This is a genomic window from Aquamicrobium soli (assembly GCF_042646345.1).
Classification (GTDB): Bacteria; Pseudomonadota; Alphaproteobacteria; order Rhizobiales; family Rhizobiaceae; genus Mesorhizobium; species Mesorhizobium soli_A.
Genome location: NZ_JBHRTK010000013.1, coordinates 60,858 through 76,860, shown reverse-complemented (window position 1 = coordinate 76,860; position 16,003 = coordinate 60,858). Strand labels below are relative to the sequence as shown.

Genomic DNA, 16,003 nt, shown 5'->3' with positions numbered 1-16,003 from the left:
GTAACAATTCGATCACGACAAGTAGCCGCATGGGGCGATCAGCCTTGGAAAACGCCGCCGCGGGGGCCGGCGAGGCGCGGTTTTCCACACCCGAAAACGCAAAAAACCCGCCGGGATGCGGCGGGTTTTTTGTCCGATGGCGGGGATTTATCCCGACCGCCCTGTTTTTCCGTGGTCAGTGCAGGCGACCGCTGGCGTGGGCAAGCATGGTGTAGACCTTGCCGGTGTCGGAGGTCAGGTAGGTCTGCGTCACCATGTTGTCGCGGTCGTTGCGCGACACGTCCTTCAGCAGTTTCTCGAAATCGTCGCAGTAGCGGTCCACGGCGGCACGGAATTCCGCCTCGGACTGGTACTTGCGGCGAATCTCGTCGAATGTCTGCTGGCCCTTCAGGGTGTAGAGGCGGCGCGTGAACACGTCGCGCTCGCCACGCCGGTAGCGATTCCACAGTTCGATCGACGCTTCGTGGTCGATGGCGCGGGCGATGTCGACCGACAGCGAGTTCAGCGACTCGACCACGTGAAGCGGCGAGCGCCGGGCAGGGGCCGCGCGCGGCTGTTCCACCGGGGCGGGGTTCGGCTCGTCTTCACGCGACGCACCGGCGAGCAGGTCCTGGACCCAGCCGCCCTGCGATGCCCGCGCAGCGCCCTCGCGCGGCCGCAAGGCGGTTTCGGCGGGCCGGGCAGGCTCCAGCCCACCGCGCAGCGCCGTATCCGCGGCAGGAGCCCGGGGCGCAGGGCGCTCGGGCTGCGGGGCCCTCGGAACGGGCGCCTGTGCGGCCGGGCGCAGGGTGCGCGGCTCGGAAACATCGACGCTGCGGCCGGATTTCGCAACGATATCCGACAGTTCCTTGAGCGCGTTGATCTGCTCGGAAACGGCGCGGCGAATCGCCGTGGTCGATTCCTTGGCCTCCTGCGGCATCTCCACCACGCCCTTTTTCAGCTCGGCGCGGGTGAGGTCCAGTTCGCTCTTGATCGAGCCTGCCGTGCGGCGCATTTCCTCGGTGGCGTCGGCGAAGCGCTTGGTCGCCGATTCGACCACCTCGGTGATGGTGGTGCGGATCTTGTCGGCGGAATGCGCCGTCCGGCCCTCGGCCTTTTCGAGGGTCTGGCCGACGAGGTTCTCGAAGGACTGCATCACCTTCTCGAGCTCTTCCGACTTCTTGACCAGCCCGACTGCCAGGTCCTCGATCGAGGACTGGCGTTCCAGCGTGTGCTCCAGGTTGCTCTGCGCGGAGCTGAGCAGGCTGGAGGCGTTGGAAAGAAGCCGGCTGTGCTCGTCGAAGCGGGTGGCGATCGAGGCCACTTCACGCAGCGTCGCCGAGGACAGCTCGGTCAGCCGCGTGGTGTTCGAATCGACCAGGCGCGCGGAGCTGGCGAAGGTCTGCGCCGCCTTCTCCGTGGTCGCCGCAAAACCCTGCGTGCTTTCGCTCAGGCGGCCGTCGACCTCGCTGAGATTGGCTGCCGCGCGCTCGATCAGCCCGTTGAGCTGCGAGGAGGAGGCGGTCATGCGGGCGATGAGGCTCTGGACGCTTTCGGCCAGCGTCGAGTTGGCTCCTTCGACCGCCGACAGGGTCTCCGCCGTCCGGCTGGCGAGAGCGTCGACGAGCGCCGCGTTTTCGGTCCGCAGTTTGGTGGTGGCGCGCTCGGTCGCCTCTTCCATGCTGCGTTGCAGTTCGGCGCCGCCCTCGGCGAAGCGGTCGACCAGCGGCCGCGCGGTTTCGTCGAGGATCTTGGTGATCTCGGCCGAGCGGGCCGCGAGCATGGAATTCAGCTCGCGGGTGTTGGCCCCGATCGTCTTGGCCGCCTCGTTGGTGCTCTGGCCGATATGCTGGCCGACGGCGGTGAACGTCTCGGCGATGGTGTTGGCGCGCGCCACGAGCTGGCTTTCGGCCTGCGCGATCTGCTCGCTGAGCTTCTGGCCCATCGTGTCGGCCGTCTGGGCAAGCCGGCTCTCGACGCCCGATACCTGCTCCTCGACCCGCGCGGCCGTCGCCGCCGCGCTGTTGGCCAGACGCTCGTCTGCACCGGTCAGAGCCTGCTCGATCTCGCGGGCATGGGCCGCAAGTTCGGTGCCGGTCAGGCGGGCACGCTCGGCAACGCGGCGTTCGGTATCGGAGAACGCCTCGACGATGTTGTCGGCATGGCCCCCGATGGCCGAGGCGCTGTCGGCGATCCGCGACAGCATGCGGTTGTCGGCCTCGTCGAACACGCGGCCGATTTCCTCGACGCGCGAGGAAAGGGCGGCCTCGCCCTCGGAGATGCGAGAAACCAGCTTCTGGTCGGCATTGTCGAAGATCCGGCCGAGATCGGCGGCGCGCGCCGCCAGCGCCTCGGCCGATTCGCCGATGCGCAGGCCGAGTTTCTGGTCGGCGTCCTCGAAGTTGCGCAGGATATCGCCGGCGCGGGCCGCCAGCGACTGCGCCGTCTCGATAGCACGCGCAGCCAGTTTCTGGTCCGCCGCGTCGAACGTGCCGGCGATGGCATCGGCGCGGGCGGCGAGTTCGTCGGCGGTTTCCCGGGTGCGCGAGAGCAGGGCGTTCGAACTGTCCTGCGCGCGCGCCGAAAGCCGCTGGTCCGCCTCGTCGAAGGTGCGGGCGATGTCTTCGGCCCGAAGCAGCAGGGCCGCGGCCGTCTTTTCGGCGCGCTCCGCGATCTGGCGGTCGGCGTCGCTGAAGGCGGCTCCGGCCTGCTCATGGAGGGCGGCGGTGACTTCCATCACCTTGTCGCGCAACTGGCCGGCAACGACGACGGCACTGTTTTCCAGCGCCCCACGGATGCTGTCGACGCCGGACGACAGGGCCCGCTCCATCGTGCCGGTGCGCTCCTCGATGACGCCGGTCTGGCGGTCGAACGCGGCTTCGATTTTCTGGATATCGGTCGCGATCATGTCGGAGATGCTGGCGCTCTTTGCCGCGATCTGGTCGATATGGCCGGAAACGGCGAGGTCGATCCCCCGCCGCGCCTCGGCGAGCTTGCCGAGGTCGTCTTCCAGCGCATTGCTGAGCATGGCGCGGCCGTCGGCCAGCTTGTCGATATGGCTGCCGATGACGGCGTCGATGTCGCCGCGGCTCTCGGAAAGCTTTTGCAGGTCGGCTTCCAGGGCACGCCGCAGGATGTCGCGGCCTTCCGCCAGCTTTTCCACCTGGCCGGCGACAAGACCGTCGATGCTGGAGCGGCTTTCGGCCAGCTTGGCCAGGTCTTCTTCCAGGGCTCCGGAAAGACGGGCGCGCTCCTCGGCGATCCGCTGCATCTGGTCGCCGATCAGGCCATGGACGCTGTTGAGATCGCTGTCCAGTGCCTGCGAGAACTGCGCGCGGCCTTCCAGCAGCCTGTCGGACTGGCTGGCGACGACGCTCTGGATCGCGTCGAGATCGGCCGCCAGCGCGCGCTTGAGAATGTCGCGGCCTTCGGCCAGCTTTTCCACCTGGCCGGCAACCAGTCCGTCGATGCTGGAGCGGCTTTCCGCCAGCTTCGCCAGATCGTCCTCCAGCGCTTTCGACAGCGTGGCACGGTCTTCCGTCAGCCGGTTCATGTGATCGGCAACGGTTCCGCGAACCTGCTCCAGGTCGCCTTCCAGTGCCTGCGAGAACTGCGAACGGTCCTGCAGCAGCTTTTCGGCCTGGTCGGCGACGGCCCCCTTGATGGTGGCGAGGTCGGCTTCCAGCGCGCGCTTGAGGATGTCACGGCCTTCCGCCAGCTTTTCCACCTGGCCGGCGACCAGCCCGTCGATGCTCGAACGGCTTTCCGCCAGCTTGGCGAGGTCGTCCTCCAGCGCGCGGGACAGCAGGCCGCGCTCGTCGGCCAACTGGTCCCGGTGACTGGAAACGGCTTCGCGCACGCGCTCGAGGTCGCTTTCCAGCGTCTGCGAGAACTGCGCACGCTCCTGGACCAGCTTCGCGGCCTGATCGGAGAGGGTGCCGCTGATGGCGTCGAGATCGGCTTCCAGCGCGCGTTTGAGGATGTCGCGGCCCTCGGCCAGCTTTTCCACCTGGCCGGTGACGAGCCCGTCGATGCCCGCGCGGCTTTCCGCCAGCTTGGCGAGGTCTTCTTCGAGCGCGCGCTTGAGGATATCGCGGCCCTCGGCCAGCTTCTCGACCTGGCCGGCGACCAGCCCGTCGATGCTCGAACGGCTTTCGGCCAGCTTGGCCAGATCCTCTTCCAGCGCCTGCGACAGGGTCGCCCGGTCGGCGGTGAGCTTGGCCATGTGGCTGGATACTTCGCCGCGGACCGCTTCGAGGTCGCTCTCGAGCGACTGCGAGAACTGCGAACGGTCCTGCAGCAGCTTGTCGGAATGCCCGGCAATCACGTTCTGGATAGTATTGAGATCGGCTTCGAGCGCTCGCTTGAGGATGTCGCGGCCCTCGGCCAGTTTCTCGACCTGGCCGGCAACCAGCCCGTCGATGCTCGAACGGCTCTCCGCCAGCTTGGCGAGGTCGGTTTCCAGCGTCTGCGACAGCAGGCTGCGGTCACCCGCCAGCTTGTCGGCGTGCTCGTCGATCAGCCTGCGGATACCGGCGAGGTCGGACTCCAGCGCCTCGGCGAGATGGCCGCGGTCCTCGGCAAGCTTCGTCGAATGGCTGTCCATCAGCGCCTTGAGGACGCCGATATCGGCTTCGAGCGCCCGGGCGAGGGTGGCGCGGCCTTCGGCGATTTTCTCGACCTGGCCGGCGACCAGCCCGTCGATATCGGCGCGGCTTTCGGCGAGCTTGGCCATGTCGGCTTCGAGCGCGCGGGTGAGGATGCTGCGGCCCTCAATCAGTTTCCCAACATGCCCAGCGACCATTTCATCAATGGTGTTGCGGGCTTGGACGATCTTTTCAGAGTCTTCGTTGAGCGCGTGGGAGAGCCGGTCACGGCTGCTGTCCAGCCGCTGCAGGTGGCCTTCCATCGCCGCGTCCATGGCAGCGCGGGAGGCGTCGACCTTGCGCAGGTCGTCCTCGAGCGCCCGCGAGATCAGCGCGCGTCCTTCGGCCAGCTTCTGCACCTGGCTCGCCACCACGGCATCGATGCCGGCGCGGCCCTCGGCGAACTGGTCAAGGTCGGCCTTCAAGGCCGCCGCCATGCGTTCGCCGCTCTCGGCCAGCCGGCGGCTGTGCTCCTCGACCGCATCCTCAATGCCGCTGCGGGCATCGGTGAGGCGCTGGATATCGCTTTCGAACGAGCGCGAGACGACGTCGCGAGCCGCTTCCATGCGTCCGGCGAAATCGTTTGCATGCGTTTCCAGCATGGTGGAGGCGGAGGTGACGATGCCGGCCATCTCGACGCCGATCTGCGTCCGGCCCTCGTCGATCAGGGTCGACAGGGCGTCCTTGCCGCTTGTGAAGGCATTGGAGATATCGCGCGCACGCTCGACCAGCGTCTCGTTGATCTGGCGGGCGCGGGCCTCGAGGGCCGCGTTCAGCTTCTGCGTGCCGGTGTCGAGCGCTTCGGCGCGCGTCTCGAACTCGCTGATCAGGGCCTGGCCGCGCTCGGCAAGCGTCCGTTCGATGCTCTGGAGGCTGTTCTCGAATTCGGTATTTAGGGTGCGGGCAGCGCCGCCCAGCAGGGAAACCATGCCGGCCGTACGGTCGTCGAGCAGGTCGGTCAGCGAACGGGTCAGCCCGTCGGCACTGTCGGTCAGCTTGGCGATGCGGGTGTCGAGCAGGCTGGCGAACGCCTCGCCGGAGGTCGAAAGCCGGTCGGTGATGGAATCGAGGCGCCCTTCGACGGAATCGAAGATCGACATGGAACTCGCATTGATGCGGTCGATCAGCGTGTCGCCGGAATTGGTGATCGTCATCGACAGGTTGGTCGAGGCGCTGAGGATGCTGTTGCGGATCGTGTCACCGGCGGAATCGATCTCTTCCTTCAGCGTCTCGTGGGCGCCCATGATCGAAGCGCGCACGCGCTCGGCATGCCCGACCACGGCCTCGCGCTCGCTGCCCAGCCCGTCGACCAGCATGCGGATGCGCGCCTCGTTCTCCGTATAGGAGCGTTCGATCTGGCTGACCTCGCTATGGACCAGCGTTTCCAGCTCGACGGCGCGGGCGAGCGTGCGCTCGATGCCTTCGCCCATGGCCGCGACCTCGCGGCGCACCGCCTGGCCGATCATCATGACGCGGTCCTGGGCAAGGTTTTCCGGCTCCGCCAGGCGGAAGGCGACCTCGGTCATCGACTGCGCCGCCAGGCGCATGTCCTGGGCCCGGCGGATCATGGCCGCGAACGCCCAGAACAGGACGATCGGCAGGACGGTGGCGACCGCAAGGCCGATCAGGCCCGGACGGGCCATCAGCTGGTCGAGCGAGCGGATCGTCCACACGTCGGGACCGAACAGCATGTTGGCAAGCGCGCCGGCGCCGGCGACCCACGCCAGCGAGACGAGGGCGACGACCCAGTAGACGGCATTCGAAGAACGCCGGTTGAGCGAATGGAGCAGGGAGCGGTAGTCTTTCTGGCGATCGTCATTGGCAGGTGAGAATCCCTGCTGTGTCCCGTTCGGGGACTCGATGGGCCGCAGTTCGGCGGCAGGCTTCGGCTTCGGGGCAGGTTGCGCCGGCCTCTTCACCTCGACTGCCGACACTTCCGTTTGCGGCTGGTTGGCCCGCGCCAGCTCTTCGGCCGCCTGGGAGATCTGCGCTTCCAGGTCCTCCATGGAGGCCGCCATGTCGAGATCGCCTGTATCGTTCGATAGGTCGAGATCCAGCGCTTTTTCCAGCTCGCTGGCCACTTCACTGTCAAGATTCTTGCTGGTGGTCGACTTCTTCGCCATGCCTTCGCTACCCTGTACTAGCTGCCGCGGAACCTGTTATTATCGCTTCTTAGCCCGCGCCCGAGGCTCAATATGGACCCCGCGTATCGTAATGACACAGGGGGGTAAATAAAACATGCATTCGGGCCGATACGTAAAACTTTAAATATAAGGTTAACGCCGCCGTGATTTTAACGGACGGGATTGGCCGTTTTTCGCAACGTCCCGTTAACCCGCCGATCCTAGCATTCGCGCTCGAAAATGGCCTTCTGGCGGCAATCGGAGCGATGCGGAATGAGCAGCGAAAACAGCATCGCCTTTTCGATGCCGGGCGGGGAAACGGGCCAATCCGGTGCGGACAGGCCGATCGACCTGGCGCATCTTTCGCGCCAGACGATGGGTGACCGGATGCTGGAGCAGGAGGTGCTTGCGCTGTTCCTCCAGCAGGCTGGCACCGTCAGCCGGACGCTCGCCGGCGCCGCCGTCCAGGAGCGCCTGGTGATGGCGCATGGGCTGAAAGGCTCCGCGCGCGGGGTAGGGGCTTTCGCCATCGCCGATTGCGCCACCGCCATCGAACGCGACCCGGAGGATGCCGCCGCCTGGGAACGGCTCGCCGGCCTGGTGGAGGCAGCCAGCGATTTCGTCGCCGCCATCGGGCGCTGACCCTCAGCCGCCGATCGATTCCGTCTTATTCCTGCCCAGCTGCGCCTGGAGCGCGAATTTTTAAGGAAAACGTCACGCGGTGGCGCTTTCGCGCAGCGGTTGACTTGTGCGCCGGAGTGATTATCTCGGCGGTGACTCTTTCAGGTGACAAATGACCAAGCTTACCTACATCGCCCACGACGGTACCCGTTTTGACGTAGAAGCCGAAAACGGCTCTTCCGTCATGGAGAACGCGGTTCGCAACGCCGTGCCGGGCATCGAGGCCGAATGTGGCGGCGCCTGCGCTTGCGCGACCTGCCACGTCTATGTCGACGAGGAATGGACGAGCGTGGTCGGCGAGCCGCAGGCGATGGAAGAAGACATGCTCGACTTCGCCTACGACGTTCAGCCCAATTCCCGCCTTTCGTGCCAGATCAAGGTCCGCGACGAACTGGACGGACTCGTGGTTCGCGTGCCCGAGCGGCAGGGCTGACGCCGCCGCGTTCTTCGCAGCCGGCGTCGCTTTCCGTTCCGTGGCCGCCTGACCCATTGCGGCAGCCGGATTTGATATCCGGAGCCGGCCGGGGAGACGCACGATGGACGGAACTATCAAGACCGATGTGTTGATCGTCGGGGCCGGGCCTGTCGGCCTGTTTTCGGTCTTCGAACTCGGCCTGCTCGATCTCGAGTGCCATCTGGTCGACATCCTCGACCGTCCCGGCGGCCAGTGCGCCGAGCTCTATCCGGAAAAGCCGATCTACGACATTCCCGGCTGGCCGTCGATTTCCGCGCAAGGACTGGTCGACAAGCTGCTGGAGCAGATCGAACCCTTCAAGCCTGCCTTTTCCTTCAACCGCATGGTTGCGACCCTCGAGCGGCTCGAGGACGGGACGTTTCGCGTCACCACCGACGAAAACGACGTCTTCGAGGCCAAGGTCGTCGTCATCGCCGCCGGCGGCGGCTCCTTCCAGCCGAAACGGCCGCCCATTCCGGGCATCGAGGCCTTTGAGGGCAACAGCGTCTTCTACTCGGTGCGCCGCATGGAAGATTTCCGCGGCCACGACCTCCTGATCGTCGGCGGCGGGGATTCGGCGCTCGACTGGACGCTCAACCTGCAACCGGTAGCGAAAAGCGTGACGCTGGTGCACCGGCGCCCGGAATTCCGCGCAGCGCCCGACAGCGTCAACAAGATGTACGCCTTGCAGGAGATGAAGAAGCTGAGGTTCGAGGTCGGCCAGGTCAGCGGCCTGACCGGCGCCGACGGCCAGCTTGCCTCGGCGCTCGTCAAGGGACCGGACGGCGAAATCGAGGTGCCGTGCACGCGGCTGCTGCCGTTCTTCGGCCTGACGATGAAACTCGGGCCGATCGCCGAATGGGGGCTCAACCTGCACGAAAACCTGATCCCCGTGGACACCGAAAAGTTCGAGACCTCGGTACCCGGGATTTTCGCTATCGGCGACATCAACACCTATCCGGGCAAGCTGAAGCTGATCCTTTCGGGTTTCCACGAGGCGGCGCTGATGGCGCAGGCGGCCAAGCGCCGCGTCAGCCCGGGCGAGCGGATCGTCTTCCAGTACACGACGTCCTCGACCAGCCTGCAAAAGAAGCTCGGCGTCCGGGAGTAGATTTTCCTATTCCAGGCTGGGCACCGAATCCTTCGCATAGCCGCGCAACGCCTTCTCCGGCATCAGTACGAAGCCGACGAAGCCGCCGAGCGCGATTGCGGCGCAGACGTAGAAGATCATGGAGAAAGCCTGCCCCGATACAGCGTGGGACGCAAAGGTCGCGCCCTCCCGGCCAAGCGGCAGGCCATAGCCGAGCGCCACCGCGCCGAGCAGGGCAACGCCGAGCGCACCGCCGAGCGAGCGCAGGAAGGTGAGCACGCCGGTGGCAACGCCCAGGTGCATCCGGTCGACGGCGTTCTGCACCGATACCGTCGCGACCGGGAAGGCCGCGCCCGTGCCCACCCCGATGCAGACGGTCAGGAACTCGACCGTGAGCAGCGAAGCGCTGTCGGCGACGAGGCCCAGCAGCACGAGGCCGGCGGCACTGAACAGGCCGCCGCCAAGCGCCAGGCGCTTGTAGTGGCGCACATGCGGGATCAGATAGCCGCTCGACATGGCCCCGGCCACGGTACCCAGGAGCAGGCCGAGCATGGCGATGCCGGAATCGCTGACCGAAAGCCCAAGCGACGCCTGCATGTAGACTGGCAGGTAGACGGCAAGCCCGACATTGGCCGCCTGCACCAGGAAAATCCCGAGCGTCCCGCTGAGCACGATCGCATTGCCGAGGACTTCGAGCGACACCAGCGGCTCGACCGCCCTCATCAGCCGCACGGCGAAACCGAACCAGAAAACGGCCGAGCAGGCCAGGATCCCGAGGATTTCGGCCGAAAGCCACGCATACTCGCTGCCGCCCCAGTTGAGCGCCAGCAAAAGCAGCGATGTCGCCACGATGAGCAGGGCCGCGCCCAAAAAATCGATGCGGTGATGCTTGGCGACGATCGGCAGTTTCTTGAGCGGGGTATTGATGATCGCCATCGCCAGCAGGCCGAGCGGGATGTTGATCCAGAAGATCAACGACCAGTGGAGGTGCTCGGCGAAGGTGCCGCCGAGCAGCGGCCCGGCAATGCTCGCGATCGCCCAGGTGCCGGAAATCCACGCGGCGTAGCGGGCGCGCTCCAGCGGCGGCACGAGGTCGCCGATCACCGTCTGCGACAGTGCGAAAAGCCCGCCGCCGCCGATGCCCTGCACGGCCCGGCCGATGATGAGAACCAGCATGTTGGGGGCGACCGCGCTGATCACCGAGCCGGCAAGGAAGATGAGGATCGCCGCATAGAGGGTCGGCCGGCGGCCGAGCACGTCGGAAATCTTGCCGTAGAGCGGCGCTACCGCCGTCGCCGTCAGCAGGTAGCCGGTGACGATCCAAGGCAGGTAGTCGGCATGGCCGAGCGCGCCGCCGATCGTCGGCATTGCCGGCGCGACGATGGCCTGGTCGAGCGCCGCAAGCAGCATCGACAGGAGAACGCCGGCAATGATGACGTTCTTTTCCTTCTCGGAAAGAGGCAGCGCCTCAAATTCCCGTTTTTGCGACTTTCCGGCGATGCTATCCATCGATCCGCCTACTCCCGTGCCTGCATGCGCCATCGCCGTACTTCATCGGGCCACACCGCATCGGCAACGGCAAGGCATCGATCGACTTCGGGCTGGCTGTGGACCACGTCTGTGGACGGGCTTCGAATCCCTGCGGGATTGCCGGACTACCAACCGGCATGCGTTTCCTGAAAACAGCGCCGCGCCAATACCAGACACCGCGAAAACTGTCGAGACGACGGCCGGCCTGTATCGAAATTGTTACCTGGCCTTGCGGGTGCTTTCGATCTGTTCGATCCGGTAGTTGAGCAGCCGCAGCAGGCGGCTTTCGAAATTGATTCCCTCGACCCGGTCGAACTGGACTTGGGCGCGGTCGTGCTTGGCAAGGATCGTCTCCGAAACCACCTTCGTCCTGGCCCTGGCGGCGTCGCAATCCTTCTGGCGTCCGATTGCGAGAAGCGCCTGTTCCAGTTCCCGGCCGTAATTGCGGGCGATCACGATATGGCTTTCCTCATGCCGCTTTATGTCGGCTGAAAGCGTGTCCCAGAACAGCCGCACGCCCGCATCCGCGCCGCGAGGGCGTTTCCAGCGGGGCAAAATGACATTTGCCTTCACCGTGACCACGGCCGAAGTGATGCGGCAGGAACTGGCGTTTTCGGCAAAGCCGAGGCGCGTGGTGAAGGCCATCCGCGTCGCGCCGGGATGGCGGTGCCCGGTGGTTTTGACATGCGGCCCGTTCTTCGACAGTTGCGTCTCGATCTGGTCCAGGGTCGAGCCGCCGACCGTGAAATAGCTGTAGGTTTTGACGACGTTGGCCGCCTGTGCGGGAAGGGCGGCGACAAGGGGCAGCAAGACGGCAAACAGGATGCGTTTCATGGTGTTGCCTCTGCTTCTGGCTTGCGTTACGCCCGTTTCGGGCGCAACGGAGATCGACCCGAACGAGCCTGCCCCTTCCTATCCGAAAAGGGTTAAGCGACCTCCTCTCTAATCTGGTTGGCCGGAAATGTTGATGAGACGATGGCAACTGGCGCATGGGCGCCACCTGGATTTCGGCGACAAGGCCGAAGTGATGGGCATTCTGAACGTCACGCCGAACAGTTTTTCGGACGGTGGCAAGTTCGACAATTTCGATGCGGCGATCGCCCAGGCCCGGCTGATGGCGCAGGAAGGCGCCTCGATCATCGATGTCGGCGGGGAATCGACGAACCCCAAGGCCGAGCCCGTCAGCGCCAAGGAGGAGCAGGCCCGCGCGCTGCCCGTCATCGAGGCGCTCGCGGCGCTCGGCGAGACGCTGATCTCCATCGACACCTATCGCGAGGAAACCGCGCGGCTGGCGGTCGCCGCCGGCGCCCACATCGTCAACGACGTGTGGGGCCTGCAGCGGGAGCCGGGCATCGCCCGGGTGGCGGCCGAGACCGGAGCCGGGCTGATCATCATGCATACGGGGCGGGAGCGCGAGAAACTGCCTGACGTGATCGAGGACCAGTTCTTCTTCCTCGAAAAGTCGCTGGCGATCGCGCGCGAGGCCGGCATCGCCGACGGCCAGATCATGCTCGACCCGGGTTTCGGCTTCGCCAAGGAAACGACGAAGGAAAACCTCGACCTGATGGCGCGCGTCCACGAACTGCATGCGCTCGGCTTTCCGCTGGCCATCGGCACGTCGCGAAAGCGCTTCGTCGGCCATGTCGTCGGCCGCGAGGCGGCCTCGCGGGTGGCGGGAACGGCCGCAACCAGCGTGATCCTGCGCCTGCAGGGCGCGCACCTGTTCCGCGTCCACGACGTCGCCTTCAACGTCGACGCCCTGGCCATGGCCGACGCCATGCTGGCGCGCCAGGGCGATGCCGCCGGCCACTGAAGCGGGGAGGATGCGTGTCGGAGCAGCGTGAAATCATCGCCTATCTCAGCCTTGGCGGCAATCTCGGCGACCCGGCGGCGTCGATGGCCGAGGCCCTGCGCATGCTCGATGCCGATGCCGGCATCCGGGTCATCGCGGTGTCCTCGCTCTACCGCACGCCGCCCTGGGGCAAGCTCGACCAGCCGGATTTCCTCAACGCGGCAGCCGGGATCGCCACCGGCCACGCGCCGCGCGAGTTGCTGGAGCGGTGCCTCGAGGCCGAGCGCAAGCTGAAGCGGGTCCGCAAGGAGCGGTGGGGACCGCGCCTGATCGACGTCGATATCCTCACCTACGGCAACGAAGCCATCAGCGAGGCGGGGCTGGACGTGCCGCACCCGCGAATGCTGGAACGCGCCTTCGTGCTGGTGCCGCTGGCCGAAATCGCGCCGGATGCCGTCGTGGCGGGAAAGCGTATCGCCGATCGCCTTGCCGCCATCGATGCCGCCGGTATCGAAAAACTGCCGTCCGGCCAGGACTGGTGGAAATCTAGCCGCTGAAGCCGCCGCCATCGAGGAACGCCTGTTCCTCCGGCGTCGTCTCGCGCCCCAAAGCCCGGTTGCGGTGCGGGAACCGGCCGAACTTCTGGACAATGTCGCGGTGGTCGACGGCATAGGAGAGGTAAGGCTGGGCATTTGCCTCGTGCAGCGCCACCGACCGTTCCTGGTCGGCCAAGTCCTCGGAATGCTCGAACGGCAGATAGAGGAAGACACGGACCTCCTCATCGATCGCGAGGTCGTGGCCGGCCGCGATCGCCTTGGCGGCGAGGCTGCGCGCCAGCGGATCGGTGGCGAACATATGGCCGGTACCGCGAAAACAGTTGCGGGGGAACTGGTCGAGCAGGATCATCAGCGCCAGCGCGCCTTCGGCATCCGCCAGCCATGAATCGCACTCGCGCCGCGCGGCGGCATAGTGGAGGTCGAGGAAGCGATTCCTGAACTCCGTATCGAAGACGTCGTTCTTGGCGAACCAGGCCTCCGCACCCGCCTCGCGCCAGAATTTCGTCACCGCCAGTGCGTTCTTGTCCGTTCCAGCCATCGAAAGCCTCCTAGTTTTCCGGTACCTGCTTGGTTAGCACGCTTGCCGTTTCCGCGTTGAGCGGTTGTCCCGGCCGGCGCGGCGGCGCGACCGGCGCCGGAACCGGCGTGGCGATGTTGCCCTTGAGGAAGTTGCGCCCGTCGCGGAGATCGCCGGTTATCTGCGTGTCGAGCCGGGCCGCGTCCCGCCGGCGCACGTCCTCGACCACCTCGGCCACCACTTCGGGATCGACGCCGAGCGCCTCCAGCGTCGAGCCGCCGAAGACGAGGGCCGATTCGAAGGTCTCGCGAAGCTGGTAGTCCACGCCGGCGTGGATGAGCTGCAAGGCGGTGCCGCGATCGTAGGCACGCGCCAACACGGTGACCAGCGGGAATTCCGCCTTGACCAGTTGGGTGATGCGCACGGCAACCTCGGGCTTGTCCACGCACACCAGCACCGCGCGCGCATTTCCGACACCGGCGGCGTGCAGGATGTCGAGACGCGTGCCGTCGCCGTAATAGATCTTGAAGCCGAAATCGGCCGCCGCCTGGATCATCTCCACGTCGTTGTCGATGATCGACACATCGACGCCACGCAGGATCAGCGGCTGGCTGGCGATCTGACCGAAACGGCCGAAGCCGATGATCAGCACGCTGCCGGTCAGCCCGTCGGCGACATCGACGCCGTCGAGCGACTGCTCGTCGCGCGGCGTAAACCAGCGCAGGGCGATGATGGCGAGCGGCGTCAGCACCATGGAAAGGATGATGATCGCCGTCAGCATGGCGTTGGCCTCGCTGTCGATCAGGCCGACCGCGGCGGCCGCCGAGTAGAGGACGAAGGCGAACTCGCCGCCTTGCGCCATGACCACGGCCCGCTCCAGCGCGGCACGGTGGCTGGTCCTGAGGAAGCGCGCGACGGCGTAGATGCCGATCGCCTTCATCGCCATGTAGGCAAGGACATAGACGGCGATCAGCATCCAGTGATCGGCGACGACCCTAAGGTCGAGCGACATGCCGACGGCGAGGAAGAACAGGCCGAGCAGGATGCCGCGAAACGGCTCGATATCGGCTTCGAGCTGATGGCGGAAGGTCGATTCCGAGAGGAGCACGCCGGCGAGGAATGCGCCCATGGCCATCGACAGTCCGCTAAGCTGCATGACGAGCGCCGATCCCAGCACCACCAGCAGGGCCGCTGCCGTCATCACTTCGCGGGCGCGCGAATCGGCGAGAACGCGAAACAGCGGGTTGAGCAGGTAGCGTCCGGCGACGACCAGCGCCGCGATCGCCGCCACGCCGATGCCGATCCCCGTCATGCGCTCCGATAGACTGGTGTGCTCGCCGCCCGGCGCCAGGAAGGCGACCAGCGCCAGCAGCGGCACGATCGCGAGGTCCTCCAGCAGGAGGATGGAGACGATGCGCTGGCCGTTCGGCGAGCCCAGTTCACCGCGCTCCTCCAGGGTCTGCATGACGACGGCGGTGGAGGTCAGCACGAAGCCTACGCCCGCAACGAAGGACTGGACGACCGGGAAGCCGCCGAGCCAGCCGACCGAGGTCAAAAGCAGCGCACAGAACCCGACCTGCAACGCGCCGAGGCCAAAGATCTCGCGCCGCAGCCCCCACAGGCGCGAAGGCTGCATCTCCAGTCCGATAATGAACAGAAACATGACGACGCCGAGTTCGGCGATATGCAGGATGGTTTCCGATTCGGAGAAGATCTTCAGGCCGAACGGCCCGATCACCACGCCGGCAGCGAGATAGCCGAGGATGGAGCCCAGCCCCGCGCGCCTGAAGATCGGCACGGCGATGACGGCCGCGCCAAGCAGCGCCACCACCTGTATCAGATCGCTGCCAGCCGTTGTCTCCAGCGCCATGCTCCGCCGTCCCGTCCGCACGGCCGCAAAAAAGACCGTTCAAGCCCGCCAAGATAGGGGCTTCATTGGCTCTGTAACAGCCTCAATCAAGCAAGGCGCCGGCGAGTGTGGCGCGGATGCCGCACGGCGGTTGGTTGAGAGGGATCAGTTCTTCGCGATGGCGCCGACCGCAGCGCCGTCGAGCCGTTTCAGGCTCATGCCGATGACGGGGATGAGCTGCTTTTCGACACGTACCGAAACCGTCACGACCATCGAGCCGTCGTCGGGCAGGCGCGCCTGCATGACGCCGTTCAGCTGCTTGCGGTTGATACCGAAGACGACCTTGCGGGCATCGACGACATTGCCGGAAACGATATCGAGGCCGCTGCCGTCGGAGCCGCCCATGAAGCTGCCCTTGTAGCCCTGGCGGCCGACATTCTCGACCTTGGCCGACATCTTCTGCGTGAACACTCCGACGCGGCAGCCGCCGTCGAGCGTCATGCCCGCCTTGCTGTCGGGCGTGGTGCCGGTGAAGTTGCAGGTGAATTTCGTGCCCTTGTACTTGCCGGCGACGATTTCGCCGGGGCCCGCCCATTGGCCCTCGATGGATTTGAAAAACTGCTTGTCCCGCTCGGCGCCGAAAGCGTCGGCGGCCATTCCCGCCGCCATCGCGACAGCAAGCGTCAGGGGCATTACGCACGACACGATTGCGCTTTTCATCAGGGACACCTGGCACCGATTTACTGAAGTGGACGTTGTCCGAACCATGAACAAGAATGGTTAAT

At 66.0% G+C, this 16,003-nt stretch carries 11 protein-coding genes; 5 read left to right on the top strand and 6 right to left on the bottom strand.

Annotation, left to right across the window (positions count from 1 at the left end; genetic code table 11):
* Nucleotides 1-175: 175 nt before the first annotated feature.
* Nucleotides 176-6,748 carry an apolipoprotein A-IV repeat region-like domain-containing protein gene (locus ACFOHJ_RS14640; RefSeq protein WP_378221716.1) on the bottom strand — a complete coding sequence of 2,191 codons (6,573 nt, stop codon included), beginning with the start codon at nucleotides 6,746-6,748 and terminating at the stop codon, nucleotides 176-178.
* Between the two features lie 273 nt (nucleotides 6,749-7,021).
* On the opposite strand from ACFOHJ_RS14640, the gene ACFOHJ_RS14635 reads away from it, so the two are divergent.
* The 3 genes from ACFOHJ_RS14635 to ACFOHJ_RS14625 all read left to right on the top strand — a co-directional run bounded on the left by ACFOHJ_RS14635 (nucleotide 7,022) and on the right by ACFOHJ_RS14625 (nucleotide 8,994).
* A complete protein-coding gene (locus ACFOHJ_RS14635) occupies nucleotides 7,022-7,390 on the top strand; it encodes an Hpt domain-containing protein (RefSeq protein WP_378221714.1) in 369 nt (122 codons plus the stop codon).
* 151 nt (nucleotides 7,391-7,541) lie between these two features.
* Nucleotides 7,542-7,862 carry a 2Fe-2S iron-sulfur cluster-binding protein gene (locus ACFOHJ_RS14630; RefSeq protein WP_378221713.1) on the top strand — a complete coding sequence of 107 codons (321 nt, stop codon included), beginning with the start codon at nucleotides 7,542-7,544 and terminating at the stop codon, nucleotides 7,860-7,862.
* Between the two features lie 103 nt (nucleotides 7,863-7,965).
* The gene (locus tag ACFOHJ_RS14625; protein ID WP_378221712.1) at nucleotides 7,966-8,994 is read left to right on the top strand and encodes an NAD(P)/FAD-dependent oxidoreductase; all 1,029 of its coding nucleotides are present in this window, start codon (nucleotides 7,966-7,968) and stop codon (nucleotides 8,992-8,994) included.
* Nucleotides 8,995-9,000: 6 nt separating this feature from the next.
* On the opposite strand, the gene ACFOHJ_RS14620 is transcribed toward ACFOHJ_RS14625, so the two are convergent.
* Complete coding sequence (locus ACFOHJ_RS14620; RefSeq protein WP_378221710.1) at nucleotides 9,001-10,482, bottom strand: MDR family MFS transporter; 1,482 nt, start codon at nucleotides 10,480-10,482, stop codon at nucleotides 9,001-9,003.
* Nucleotides 10,483-10,722: 240 nt separating this feature from the next.
* Nucleotides 10,723-11,337, bottom strand: coding sequence for a DUF922 domain-containing Zn-dependent protease (locus ACFOHJ_RS14615; RefSeq protein WP_378221709.1), 615 nt, complete (start codon nucleotides 11,335-11,337; stop codon nucleotides 10,723-10,725).
* 127 nt (nucleotides 11,338-11,464) lie between these two features.
* Here ACFOHJ_RS14615 and folP point away from each other — a divergent pair, with 127 nt between their 5' ends.
* The gene (folP, locus tag ACFOHJ_RS14610) at nucleotides 11,465-12,316 is read left to right on the top strand and encodes a dihydropteroate synthase (RefSeq protein WP_378221707.1); all 852 of its coding nucleotides are present in this window, start codon (nucleotides 11,465-11,467) and stop codon (nucleotides 12,314-12,316) included.
* A gap of 14 nt (nucleotides 12,317-12,330) precedes the next feature.
* Nucleotides 12,331-12,852, top strand: a complete 522-nt coding sequence (gene folK / locus ACFOHJ_RS14605) for a 2-amino-4-hydroxy-6-hydroxymethyldihydropteridine diphosphokinase (RefSeq protein WP_378221705.1) — start codon at nucleotides 12,331-12,333, stop codon at nucleotides 12,850-12,852.
* Here the strand turns inward: folK and ACFOHJ_RS14600 are convergent.
* The 3 genes from ACFOHJ_RS14600 to ACFOHJ_RS14590 form a co-directional block, all read right to left on the bottom strand.
* On the bottom strand, nucleotides 12,842-13,390 hold the full coding sequence (locus ACFOHJ_RS14600) for a DUF924 family protein (protein WP_378221703.1): 549 nt from the start codon (nucleotides 13,388-13,390) through the stop codon (nucleotides 12,842-12,844). The genes folK and ACFOHJ_RS14600 overlap by 11 nt on opposite strands.
* A gap of 10 nt (nucleotides 13,391-13,400) precedes the next feature.
* On the bottom strand, nucleotides 13,401-15,239 hold the full coding sequence (locus ACFOHJ_RS14595) for a monovalent cation:proton antiporter-2 (CPA2) family protein (protein WP_378221701.1): 1,839 nt from the start codon (nucleotides 15,237-15,239) through the stop codon (nucleotides 13,401-13,403).
* 144 nt (nucleotides 15,240-15,383) lie between these two features.
* Entirely contained in the window at nucleotides 15,384-15,938 is a 555-nt protein-coding gene (locus tag ACFOHJ_RS14590; protein WP_378221700.1) for a hypothetical protein, read from the bottom strand.
* Nucleotides 15,939-16,003 lie beyond the last annotated feature (65 nt).

Excerpts from the sequence above, each read along its gene's own strand:
- ACFOHJ_RS14640 (WP_378221716.1), bottom strand. The coding sequence starts at position 6,748 with ATGGCGAAGAAGTCGACCACCAGCAAGAATCTTGACAGTGAAGTGGCC.
- ACFOHJ_RS14635 (WP_378221714.1), top strand. The coding sequence starts at position 7,022 with ATGAGCAGCGAAAACAGCATCGCCTTTTCGATGCCGGGCGGGGAAACG.
- ACFOHJ_RS14630 (WP_378221713.1), top strand. The coding sequence starts at position 7,542 with ATGACCAAGCTTACCTACATCGCCCACGACGGTACCCGTTTTGACGTA.
- ACFOHJ_RS14625 (WP_378221712.1), top strand. The coding sequence starts at position 7,966 with ATGGACGGAACTATCAAGACCGATGTGTTGATCGTCGGGGCCGGGCCT.
- ACFOHJ_RS14620 (WP_378221710.1), bottom strand. The coding sequence starts at position 10,482 with ATGGATAGCATCGCCGGAAAGTCGCAAAAACGGGAATTTGAGGCGCTG.
- ACFOHJ_RS14615 (WP_378221709.1), bottom strand. The coding sequence starts at position 11,337 with ATGAAACGCATCCTGTTTGCCGTCTTGCTGCCCCTTGTCGCCGCCCTT.
- folP (WP_378221707.1), top strand. The coding sequence starts at position 11,465 with ATGTTGATGAGACGATGGCAACTGGCGCATGGGCGCCACCTGGATTTC.
- ACFOHJ_RS14600 (WP_378221703.1), bottom strand. The coding sequence starts at position 13,390 with ATGGCTGGAACGGACAAGAACGCACTGGCGGTGACGAAATTCTGGCGC.
- ACFOHJ_RS14595 (WP_378221701.1), bottom strand. The coding sequence starts at position 15,239 with ATGGCGCTGGAGACAACGGCTGGCAGCGATCTGATACAGGTGGTGGCG.
- ACFOHJ_RS14590 (WP_378221700.1), bottom strand. The coding sequence starts at position 15,938 with ATGAAAAGCGCAATCGTGTCGTGCGTAATGCCCCTGACGCTTGCTGTC.